The 11,443-nt window shown below is 59.9% G+C and carries 8 protein-coding genes; 4 read left to right on the plus strand and 4 right to left on the minus strand.

Translation table 11 applies throughout. From position 1 onward, the window contains the following. Nucleotides 1-4: 4 nt before the first annotated feature. Genes QRN45_RS07435 through QRN45_RS07445 form a run of 3 tightly spaced genes read right to left on the minus strand, consistent with a single transcriptional unit; the run spans nucleotide 5 to nucleotide 3,517 of the window. Entirely contained in the window at nucleotides 5-1,006 is a 1,002-nt protein-coding gene (locus tag QRN45_RS07435; protein WP_241710046.1) for a sigma factor-like helix-turn-helix DNA-binding protein, read from the minus strand. 43 nt (nucleotides 1,007-1,049) lie between these two features. Then, nucleotides 1,050-2,567, minus strand: a complete 1,518-nt coding sequence (locus tag QRN45_RS07440) for an ADP-ribosylglycohydrolase family protein (protein WP_284762840.1) — start codon at nucleotides 2,565-2,567, stop codon at nucleotides 1,050-1,052. Continuing rightward, the gene (locus QRN45_RS07445; RefSeq protein ID WP_241710048.1) at nucleotides 2,564-3,517 is read right to left on the minus strand and encodes an ARPP-1 family domain-containing protein; all 954 of its coding nucleotides are present in this window, start codon (nucleotides 3,515-3,517) and stop codon (nucleotides 2,564-2,566) included. The genes QRN45_RS07440 and QRN45_RS07445 overlap by 4 nt, the downstream gene beginning before the upstream one ends. A gap of 93 nt (nucleotides 3,518-3,610) precedes the next feature. Here QRN45_RS07445 and QRN45_RS07450 point away from each other — a divergent pair, with 93 nt between their 5' ends. Then, the gene (locus tag QRN45_RS07450) at nucleotides 3,611-4,297 is read left to right on the plus strand and encodes an NUDIX hydrolase (RefSeq protein WP_284762841.1); all 687 of its coding nucleotides are present in this window, start codon (nucleotides 3,611-3,613) and stop codon (nucleotides 4,295-4,297) included. A gap of 21 nt (nucleotides 4,298-4,318) precedes the next feature. Here QRN45_RS07450 and QRN45_RS07455 read toward each other — a convergent pair whose 3' ends face one another. Then, a complete protein-coding gene (locus QRN45_RS07455; RefSeq protein WP_284762842.1) occupies nucleotides 4,319-5,902 on the minus strand; it encodes an SIR2 family NAD-dependent protein deacylase in 1,584 nt (527 codons plus the stop codon). 215 nt (nucleotides 5,903-6,117) lie between these two features. On the opposite strand from QRN45_RS07455, the gene QRN45_RS07460 reads away from it, so the two are divergent. Genes QRN45_RS07460 through QRN45_RS07470 form a run of 3 tightly spaced genes read left to right on the plus strand, consistent with a single transcriptional unit; the run spans nucleotide 6,118 to nucleotide 11,443 of the window. Then, nucleotides 6,118-7,575 (plus strand): ATP-binding protein, encoded by a 1,458-nt coding sequence (locus tag QRN45_RS07460; RefSeq protein ID WP_284762844.1) that lies wholly within the window; start codon nucleotides 6,118-6,120, stop codon nucleotides 7,573-7,575. Beyond that, the gene (locus tag QRN45_RS07465) at nucleotides 7,575-10,463 is read left to right on the plus strand and encodes a Z1 domain-containing protein (RefSeq protein ID WP_284762846.1); all 2,889 of its coding nucleotides are present in this window, start codon (nucleotides 7,575-7,577) and stop codon (nucleotides 10,461-10,463) included. The genes QRN45_RS07460 and QRN45_RS07465 overlap by 1 nt, the downstream gene beginning before the upstream one ends. Next, nucleotides 10,460-11,443 carry a PD-(D/E)XK motif protein gene (locus QRN45_RS07470; protein WP_284762848.1) on the plus strand — a complete coding sequence of 328 codons (984 nt, stop codon included), beginning with the start codon at nucleotides 10,460-10,462 and terminating at the stop codon, nucleotides 11,441-11,443. The genes QRN45_RS07465 and QRN45_RS07470 overlap by 4 nt, the downstream gene beginning before the upstream one ends.

Consider the following 11,443-nt stretch of genomic DNA (forward strand, 5'->3'; position numbering starts at 1 on the left):
CCACCTAATCTTGAACAGCGCGGAGAGCATCCGTCCACGTTCCGTAGATGTTTCGCACCGAAGCTCCCACTGGCCTCGGCCGGCCCGCGGCAACTTCCTGCTTGACCCATTCGTCGTAGGCTGCGTATGTTGCCTTAGTTCCGGCGAGAGTGGACGTGAAACAGAAGTCCCGAACGGCGTCGTCGTATTCTTCCCGAGTGAACTTCAGCAGTCCCTTGGTGCGCCCTTGCTTGGTGGTCCCGATGCCCATAGCCTCGAGCGCTTCGTTCCATCCACCGAACCGCTTCATGACGGTCTGACGCGTGGGAGGCCAAGGAAATGCACCCTGCCTTGAAACCAGACCAAGCGCAATCACGAGTTCGTCCCGGAGCTCGTCATAGCGTTTGCCCGTAATGCTAGCCTCTGGCTGCTCGGTAAGGCGCCTCTGGGCAGCACCAACGACACCGAGGATCGTGGCAACGTCACTTGGGGTGGCCTCGGCAGATTCGAGCGCTGCCCGAAGTTCCCTTATGAGTGACAGGTCGAGGTTAACCGCCGCCCATTCGGGAGCCGGGGCAAGGCCCAACTCTGCGCCGAGCAGATACCAGACCCCGGCGGCGAGCGCCTCCTTCGAGAAGATGTCCTCGGCTTGGTACTTGTCGAAAACAATCGTGGATGCTTTCAAAGCCTCCTCGGCAAGATCGACGTCGATTGCCGGGTACAGGGCCTGTAGCTTCATCACGGCGTCCGGCCGGGTTACTCCACGCTTGGCCATCTGCCGGGCAGTTTCGCCGTAAATCAGAAGAAACTCTTGATGGGCGGCCCTCACTGAAGCTTCCTTCGCCGCAATTCGGTTCCGCCGCGACTGCTCGGCGTTCGTGCCACCGACCTTCGAAATGATCTGCCGGACCCGCTCGCGGGTGATACCGAAGCTCTGGCCGATAGAGTCCAGGGTCTCGCCGTCTGAGTAGCGTTCCACCATCGCGGTGTCGCGCTGCTCCCGACTGAGTTCAGGAGTAGTTGTCATGGTCACATTCTTATCAGTAGGTTCGGACAATATTTCGCAACTGCTAGGTAGGATTAGTTGCCGCGGTGGGTGCCCCGGCGTTGGTTTTGACAAGCAACTTCAGAAACAACTGGTTCGGCTGGGCCGCCGGCAACACGCGCCGGATGTCCTCCAGCGCTCGTAGCGGATCGATGCCGGCGACCGTCGCCCCATAAAGAGCCGCCACCGTCGGGGTCCGAGACTCTGCCCGCACGCAATGCAGCAGCACCGTTTTGCCTTCGGACCGGAAGAGTTCGACGGCGGCAGAGGCCTCTCTCAGCACGAAACCCGGTTGGCCGTTGTCGCCGGCCTCCGCAGAATCCACGACCCAGAAGGTCGCTTGATCACAGGACGGGACATCCGGCACGTCCTCCACGCCCAGCCTGCACAGGGACACAACGGCATCGATTCCGAGCTCCGCAACCCGCGCAAGGGATCTAACCCCACCCAGCCACACGCCGTCGTCGTGCGGGTGCTTGACCAGCACATCGGTGCGGCCCCACATGCTGTAGTCCTGATGCGCGGCGCGGGGCCAGACGTGATCGCGGCGACCGTCGCCGCGGGCGAGCTCCATGCCGAGGGTCATGAGGTCGCGGGCGTGCAACCCTGGCCAGCCGTGCAGGCTCCGCCGCCATTCGAAGGGCACCGCGGTGTAACCGTGCGCAGCTCCCAAAAGGCCGCCGGCGATTGCGGCCACGGTGTCCGTGTCGCGCCCGCCACGGACGGCCTCCTCCAAAGACGCCCGCAGATGCGCCGGACCCGACGTCGACAGGCCAGCAAGGTGGATGGCGCTCCAGGCTCCCTGGAGTGCTTCCACCACCCAGCCGTTGTGTTCGAAGTCCCGCGGTCGAGACCGTTCGGCCCTTTCGATGCGCTTGAGCCAGACGGCCGCCCGCCCGGGAGGCAGAAGAGGGAGGCCAGCCCGGACATCGAGCTCTCCGGTCAGGACGGCCTTTCGGATGGCGACGCACCAGAGCCCGCAGGCTTCCTGTGCGTCCGGATCGGTATGGGTCAGCGCGCTGACCACTGCCGCCTCAGCCATCAAGGAAGCCGGGTCCCGGTCCAGGTAGGCGAGGGCCAACGGCGCGGTTCGCATGAGGGATCCGTTGCCCGCGCTGCGGCCGGTACAGGAGTGGAAGTCCGCGGCCGCGGCAGTGAAATCGGCGGCGTGGACCTTGTCCCGGCCAGCCGCCGAAGCGAGCCGGCGCGCCGCCGCAATGACCGAGCTGGTCTGTGCGCCCACGTCCTTTGCGTCCGTGGCCCAAGCGGCCCATGCCCTCACAATCATGGTCAGGACGGCTGGCGAACCCGAACCCGCGGCGGAAGAAGACTCGAGCAATGCCTGCGCGATCGGGATGGCCATGGACGTGTCGTCGGTCCACTCCGACGGCGCGAAGCCGAATGGACCGCCACCTTTCATGGTTACCTCGGCGCCGTCGGGAAGCGGAGCACCGAATTCGTAGCCTGCGCCGAGCGCGTCTCCCGCGGCCATGGCGACCAGGACTCCGGCGGCGCGGTCATTCTGCAATGGGTTCAGTATCATGCGATCTCCATCAGGCGGTGTTTGGTGTTCCATCCGGTCAGGTGTGCCAGTTCGGGCTGGCGGTCGGGGAGTGCGACGGCGATGCCCGCGCCTTCCAGCGCTCCGGTCCGCCCGCCGACGTTGCGGCTGCGCAGGGAACCGTGCTGCCGGACCTCGACAGTAGTCAGGCGGTCGTCGAACGATCCGAAGCTCATGGCCTGCACAGCCGCGGCGAAGTCTCGAGCACGCTGACCCGGCATGGCCCCGGCAGACAGGAGGTTGAGCGGCAGCAGTTCTACGTCCAGGAGGGCGGATTCAACGAGTTGGCGGTAGTGCCTGCGGAACAGTGTGTGCGTGCCGAAGACCTCAAGCAGAAGTGGCTGACGTCCCAGCCCGATCACCACTCCGCGTTGGCCTTCAATTGGGTTCGGGGCATCGGCGACGTCGAAACGCCGGTTAGCACGGTGGGCGTCGAGGTGGTCCAGCAGGGAACTCGTCGCCGACGGGCCGCGGGCGGCGTCGAAGCGACGGACCCGCTCCCAGATGCGGTCCTGCCGGCCAGCGCCGCCGCGTTCCTCCGTGCGGGAAACGAGCTCCGCCCTGACGTTCAGGGGAGCGCGCCGGCCCTGGCGGCGGTGGTTGGTCTCGCCTGCTTGCCAGCGGCCGGCCTCCACGCAGTAGGTGTCGATGTCGCGGGTCTCGCCTGCTCCGAGGACGACGTCGCGGGCGCAGGTCCGGTGCTGCTGGCCGCCCTCGAGCAGCTCACCTTCCAGGAGAAGCGCGGGCCTGGGGCCGTTGTTGGTGACTGTCAGCTTGCCCACTTGGGCTCCGCTGGCGAGTTCTGTCACGACGATGTCCGCATGGGTGCCGGTGCTGATGCCCAGCTGTCCGGGGCCTGCCGTCCAGACGGGAAAGATGGTCAGCGGGCCGAGCGTGCTGCCGACGCCGACGTGAAGCTGTTGAACCCTCATGGGAACCTCCCGATGATTTATCGCAAATCTGCGCTAACTGAAATAAGTATGCGCCGCTTGCTTCTTTTGCGCAACCCTGCGATAAATGGTTCTGTGAAGGATTCCAAAGACAGCTCCGGACTCTCCCTGCTCGACTACCCCCGGCCGTCGGTTGCGGTGGACGCGGCGGTGCTGACAGTGGCGGAGGGCAGTGTTTGTGTGCTCCTTGTCCGGCGGGACCAGGGAGACCGGGCAGGCGAGTGGGCGCTGCCGGGCACCTTCCTTCGCGAGCGCGAGCGGCTGAATGACGCGGTGCTGCGGTGCCTCCGCGAGAAGGCCGGTATCTCAGGCCGCGTTCCGCGGCAGCTGCACGTTTTCGACGACCCCGCTCGGGACGACCGCGGCTGGGTGCTCTCTGTGGCGCACGTTGATGTGGTTCCGTTGGCGGCGCTGGGGGAGGCGCTCAAGTCCGACGGCGTCAGGCTGGCTTCGGTGACTGACGAACCTAGGGTCGTGGCTGGGTTGCCATACGGTCATACGGACATCGTGGCGAAGGCTGTGGAATGGATGCGGGCCGCTTATGCGGAGATGCCGGATTCGGGTGCATTGTTGGATGAGCCGTTCACGCTGCGTGACTTGCGAACGCTGCATGAAGCGGTGGCGGGGGAGACATTGATGCGGGACACGTTCCGGCGGTTCATGGAGCCGAAGCTTGAGGGGACCGGGCAGATGTCGGACGGGACGCGGGGGAGGCCGTCGCGGTTGTGGGTGCGGGCATCTTCTCAGAGACACGCAGAATGAACGCGGAACACTTCACACCCGTCATGCCTCGGACATTCCGGCAAAACCCAATTCCTTCAATGCATTGTCGAGCACTCCCCACACTTCGGCCGTTCCCGCGGACCGCGGCCAGTAGGCCATGTCGAGAAGCTGCCGACGCAAAATGAGTTCGTCGTCCGCGAGGCCCCCGTTGTACGCGGGGGCCAAAAGGTAAGAGTGGTTGTCGGTGGCGTAGGCGGCCAGCATGTCCAAGAAGATTTCCAGCTCTCTTCCGGCCCTCGCGATGGAGGCGCGCAGCTCGGCCGCGGTAGCGTCAGGTGCGGGTGCGTCAGCCATGTGGAGTATGCCCAATTTCCCTTCCCAGACAAGCTTCTGCAGTGGCTCCTGGAAGAGCGAGAGGACCGTTCCCATCCTGTGCTGCTTCGAGGCGTCGACCGGAAGGGCTCGCCGGACGTCATGAACGATTTCATGAAAATGGTCGTCGGCGAGTCCGAAGCCAACAAACAAGAGGTGGTGAGTCAGTAGATGCGCTTTGACTAGCGCAGACAGGGCATCCCGATTGCTGTTGTAGCCGAGGTAGTCATCACGAGTCAGGACAATACTTTCCGGTTGGCTGACCGAGCCATGCAGCTTTAGGAGCCAGCTGCTCCCTTCGGCCGGGATATTCTCTGGCATGACTGTCCGTGGCCTTTGGGCATCCTTACAGGCCATTTCAAAAAGCCTGTCGTAGTTCAAAGTAATTGCGCCGGCCGATGGCAACGCAGTAAGAAGAGCCGGCGCGAGCCCGTATCTCGGTAGGTCCACCGCCGCCGCAACAGCTTCCCCGAAAGCTTGCTTGGATCCGTGTTGAAGGGCATATAGCTGTTCAAGAACTCCGGCCCGGTCGAGCATGCTTAGTCCTTCGAAGGCATTTGCCTCTGATTCTTTGAGCTGGATACCGGTCCTCAGTTTGTCGAGAAGCTGGCCCCAGCTTGGCGCTCCGGCACTGACGCTGACTCCGGCGCCGAGGAATGGTACCAAGTGTCCGGAACGCGCCTTCTTGCCTAACGACTTTGCTTCTTCATGCCGCTGGGCGCCCAGGGTTGGCCATGACGAGTCATCGCGAACCTCGCGCCTCAGCTTTTGGGCCAGGGAAAAGGCTGCTCTGTCTCGAAGTACCAGAACGATGTCGACTCCATAGCGACTTGACAGCTCGATGGCTGCGTCGAGGATGTCGCGAAGTGCGGCGCCTAGGTGGTTGCCGGCTCCACCGGCGGCGGTTCCGAAAAAGGGCAACGCGAGAAGTCTGTAGGGTCGGTCGTCTGGAGCCGGCGTGTTTTTGACGGCGCAGCGCACAAACTCTTCAAGACGCTCTGCGACGACGGACGAACCCCAATGCCCGTCGTCGGGGACTGCCGTCATGATGGGTCGAGGAAATCCCCGTTCCCACGGATGAACTGCCTCGGCCAGCGCGCTCCCGCTACGGAAGTATTCCGATGCGGATGTGGCGGCCCTCGTTCTTAGGTCGGGGTAAGCCGCGAGCCAGGGCCGCTCAATGTTCACTGTGGAGTCAGTTGGCAGGAGCCATGCGTCGCATCGAAGATTGAGGATGTCCGCCATGGCGACGAAGACGTGGGGCTGAGTCATTGAATCTGTTTATCAGATATGAGTTCAAGTTTGCTCGGATGCTCATCAGGTTGCCGGCCCCAGCAGGTTACAGGAAGAGAATCGATGCCGATAACCATAGGAGCAGTTACGGCGACACTCGGCATCCAGACGCCGAGTTGTGTCGGCCCGTGCAGTTAGTGTTATCTCACCATCGAGCCGCCGAGGCCGATCGATTGAAGTGTACGGGGGAGAGATTGACTGAAACGATAACCATGGTGCCCGATCCGCATCTCATGGAATCGATGCGGGCCGTGGGTTACACCCTCGAAACGGCTATCGCGGATTTGATCGACAACTCGATCACGGCCGGCGCATCCCGCGTTGATCTTCTCTTCTCCGGCGAGGGGGAGGGCTACGTTGCCGTCATTGATGACGGTGCCGGTATGACGCCCTCCGAGGCTCAGAATGCCATGCGACTAGCCGGTAAAAACTCGCTTTCAGGCAGAGCAGCAAATGATCTTGGAAGATTTGGCCTCGGTCTCAAGACCGCCTCCATCTCGCAATGCCGCGATCTGACTGTCGTCTCGAAGAAGGACGGGAAGCTCCACGGTTACAGGTGGGATCTGGATTATCTGATCGAGTCGGGCACTTGGAGTTTGCTGCAGCTCGCTGAAGACGAATGCCAAACACTTCCAGAATTCGCAGAATTGGATAAGAAGCCGACCGGCACTCTCGTGATCTGGCGAAAGCTGGATCAGCTGGAAGCGATGGCTGGAGACCTGGATCGAGGGTTCGACGAGAGCATGGTGCGAGTCCGAAAGCACTTGGGGCTTGTGTTCCACCGGTATTTGGCGGGCGAACATGGCCGCAAATTCGATATTGCTATAAATTATCGGGCCATCGAAGGTGCCGACCCACTGCTTCAGTCTCACAGAGCAACTCAGGCAGGTCCGCTCGAAAAGATTCACGTCGAAGGGGAAGTTATCGAACTTCGGCCCTTTACGCTGCCCCATCTTAACAAACTCAGCAGCGCCGACAGGCAAAGGGCGCAGGTCGATGGGTCCCTGAGGGACAGCCAAGGGTTCTACATCTATCGGGAAAAGCGGCTCGTTATTTGGGGAACTTGGTTCCGGATCGCCCCCAAGCAGGAGCTTGGCAAGCTCGCCCGAGTCAGGGTTGACATTCCCAACACTTTGGACCATCTGTGGGCGCTGGATATCAAGAAGGCTCAGGCTGTACCTCCCCCGGCCATTCGAAATCGGCTGCGACAAATTGCGGACAACATCGTCGGCCCAAGCCGGCGTGTGCACGAGTACCGAGGGCGGCGCGCTGCTTCCGGCCCCGTGAGTCATCTCTGGGATGTGGTCGATGACCGGACGAGCTTCCGCTACGAAATCAATCGAAACCACCCGGCGATCGTTGTCTTGGAAGCGAGCATGGCATCAGATGAATCAAGGATGTTGGGGGCGCTAATCACGATGTTGGAGCAGTCGTTTCCAGTGGAAGACGTTTACAACAGACTCGGACAGGATGCAGTTCATTCGCCGCATTCGGCCGACGACGTCGAGTTGAACATGTTGGCTGTATCCCTTTGGGAATCGCTAAGCGGGGCACTTGGTCCGGAGCGGTTCGTGGACTCAATGCTTAATTCCGAACCTTTTAATGCCCATCCCCGCGCGCGCGGAATTCTTGAGAATGTGGTAAATAGCTGATGACTAATCCCACCATGGTGTTCCCTTTGTCCGCCCTCGAGGGCGCCGTTTTTGGGTACCTTACGGATCCTTCCACGGGCGAAACGCGTACGGGGCTCAAAGAACAGGACGTGAGGGCTGCTTTCACCGCATTTACACCAATTATGCGAACCGATGCCAGCGATGATGAACTTGAACAGCTCGTCCGGCATGTGCTAGCGGCGGTGAGTGCAGACATCCCGGGGCCCGGACCTGGCCCCGTCATAAAAAAAGATCATGAGCCTTGGCTTAAAGAAATGAAGCCGGAGATCAACTGGCGCAGGTGGCGTGCGTACCGGAAGATGCTGTCCAAACAAGGGCGTTCTGGACGCGTGCTCGATCGGCTCGACAAATTCACAGACGACGTTTTGGACCTCGCTGGCAACCCGCAAAAGCCAGGTCGGTGGAACCGGCGGGGCCTAATCATTGGTGACGTGCAGTCCGGCAAGACGCAGAATTACTTGGCACTAATCAATAAGGCGGCCGACGCTGGGTACCGCCTTGTCATCATTCTCTCAGGCAACACCGAATACCTCAGGCGTCAAACCCACGAAAGGGTGGACGAGGGCTTTATTGGCAGAGATACCCGCCGAGTCGGGATGCCGAAGGGCGCCGTTCTCAAGGACGTACACATCGGTGTCGGGAAGATTGACCAGGAGGTTGCCAACGCCACGAGCCTGACCACCGTCTTGATGGACTATTTGCAGGCCACCAAGAACGGGATTGATGTTCCGCTTCCCTCGAGCTCTTCAGGCCCCCTTGTCTTCGTCCTAAAGAAGAACAAGTTTGTCTTGGACGCGGTCAACGGCTGGGCTCGAGGCAAGGCCGACAACCACGGAAGGATAGACCTTCCTGTGCTGCTTCTTGATGATGAATCGGACTACGCATCAGTGAACACAAACGAGGCGGAGGACCCAACCGCGATCAACGGTTCAATCCGAAAGATTCTGTCGAGCTTTACGCGGTCATCCTATGTGGCGATTACGGCGACGCCTTTCGCCAACATCTTCATTGATTATGAAGCGTCCGGAATCGTACAGGACGATGGTGAAGCCGTGGACGATCTCTTCCCCGAGGACTACATCTACCCGCTCGAGGCTCCCAGTAACTACGTTGGAATACGGGCAACTTTTGGTACTGACGAAGAGGACCGTCCGCAGTCGGTGCATTACCTGACCGATGCTCAGCAATGGATCCCTTTGAAGCACCGGAAAACACAAGTTGTTGGCCCCCTCCCAGAGAGCCTCAAAGAGGCGCTTAGGACCTTTCTCATATCGAATGCAATCTTGGATGCTCGGGTCAAGTCGCCACCCAAGCGTTCAATGTTGGTCAATGTATCTCGCTTTACAAACGTCCAAGATACTGTTGGTGACCTCTTGACCGAAGAACTGTACCGTTACAAATCGGCTATCGAACTGCATGCGCTCACCTACTCAGCGGGGAAAAGCAACGCCGTTCTCGACGAGCTGAAGTCGACGTTCGAAAAGCAGTTCGCTTCAACGGGTCCGTCTTGGACCTCGATTCTTGCTGAGCTTCACAAATCTGTCGCAGATGTCCGAGTCAAGGTCTACAACTCAAGTGTGGACAAGGCCGAGGACGAGGACTATCGCGAGGAGGTGCCGACGAGGCAGATCGCGGTCGGCGGTGACCTGCTCAGTCGAGGACTTACGTTGGATGGCCTAGTAGTCAGCTACTTCCACCGTAGCGTTGGTGCTGCCGACACAATGATGCAGATGGCCCGGTGGTTTGGCTACCGTGACGGTTTCCAAGATGTTTGTCGGTTGTGGATCAGCGAAAAATCCGCAGCGGACTATCGGTTCGTGGGTGCCGCCATCCAGGAACTCCGAGATGATCTCGCCCACATGCGTCGGAACAACATGACCCCGCGTGATTTTGGCTTGGCGGTCCAGCAGCATCCGGAATCACTGCTCATCACGGCACGAAACAAAATGAAGCACACTGTCCAGTACGAGAAGGAAGTCAACCTCCTTGGCCGAAACTTGGAGACCCGGAAGCTGTCAGCGAACCCGGCAGTCCAAGCCGAGAACTTTGATGCCGCTCAGAAGTTGGCCAAGGCTGCTCTCGCTTCGGGCTGTTCAACCGACGAATCCGCGCGAGGATATACGCGATTTAGAAACGTCCCTAAGGACCTCGTCGCCGACCTGTTGCACATTTACAAGGCAGCAGACGATGACATCTTCTTCACGGGAAGCGGGCTGGAAAGGATGGTTCGGGCCAGTCCGGGCGAGCAGTTCCAAACATGGGACGTGACCTTCATGAATGGGCCCAAGAAGAAGGGGGAATCGGAGCAGCCAAGTTTGGCTGAGCTTGTGCCTGGAAAGTCGGTGTTCAAAGTTGGCCGCGCCTTGATGCTTCGTCAACTGACGGCCAACGATGGCACGCTCACGGGGTCATCGCTCTGGGTGAGCGGAAAAAAGACTCGGCTCGCCGGGAGCGATGATTTGCGTAAAGTCTTGGATCCGGATGTGGAAGCAGAGGCAATTGCAGCCTACCTAGACCAACTATCCGTCGAAACAGCCGAAGTGAGTGTTTCGGCGCAAGGTGGGTTTCTTCCCGAGCGCGCGCTTTACAGACATCTACCCCGTCCCCAGCTGATGGTTTACGCGGTCGAACCCAGTCATGATGATGGGGTCCTACCGGATGAGAACTTAACTGTCACACCGGAGATTTCCGAGCTAATGAGTGAACTCACTGTGGCTGCGAGGGATCCCAAAGCTGCCTTTATCGCCCTTAAGATTGCCTTGCCGACGTCTGATTCCGAATACAACAGTAAGAACGGCCGGGTTAAGTACGTGCTGAACAAGGTGGCTCAGAGGTACTGGATGGCTGACTATGAGGAGCTGTCGTGACGGTTGAATCTTGGACGCCCGAGCGCTGGCAGACCGAAGTTTGCGGGGGACTTGTGACCCTGCGGGAACTTGACCCAATGCTGGCCACCCGGATGGTCTACGGTGCGGACGAAGTCGGACGTTTGAGCTTTGGATTGATCACCCACCAACCCCCGGGCCTTCCGCAACTTTCAGACGCAGTAACGATCGTTCGGGCGGAACGCGAGCACGACGGGACGTGGATTCTTCTGCTCACCTTGGAGGACGCCAGGTTCAGCGAGGTGTTTATGCAGCTGTGCGGCCACGTGCACAAAAAGGTGTCCGAATCAATGACTGAGAGCGCTGGGATCTCCACCGCTATGGAGTGCTTTGCTGAGTGGCGCCATCTCTTTCAAGGCTCGAGAAAACGACTACTCAGCATGGAGGAATGTAGGGGCCTTTTTGCGGAATTGGACTTCGGATTCAATGTCCTTGGACAGCGAGTTGGGTCCTCCTTGGTTGTTGAAGGCTGGCAGGGACCCTATGGATCCGACCAGGACTTTCAGTTCGTCGATGTTCACTACGAGGTGAAGAGCCGGCATGCCAGCACTCACGCGTTGAGGATTGCTTCCGAGTATCAGCTCGACGGAGACAGTATCGTTCTAGTATCCGTTGAAGTTGCCGATAGCGCGAAGTCCCTCCTCGGGTTCACGTCGCTTGCCGATAAAGTCGTCTTGGCGAGGGAGTCCGTGGCTCTTGACGACGGAGATCTTGAAGCATTTGATAGCGCACTGGATGAGCTGGGGTTTGACCCAAGCGAGGAGTTCTACGGCCGGATCTACTTCAGTAGCCGCGGATTGGACTTTTATACCGTGTCTGACGAATTTCCCCGAATCAGGCCGCGAGACCTGACGCGAGGCGTGTCAGGTGTGAAGTATCGCCTCGAGCTATCAATACTCGACGAATTCGCAATCGACGCAAACACGGCACTTAGCCGGATGCAAAACTACGGGGACATCTAA

The sequence above is a fragment of the Arthrobacter sp. efr-133-R2A-63 genome, from assembly GCF_030209795.1.
Taxonomy (GTDB): domain Bacteria; phylum Actinomycetota; class Actinomycetes; order Actinomycetales; family Micrococcaceae; genus Arthrobacter; species Arthrobacter bambusae_A.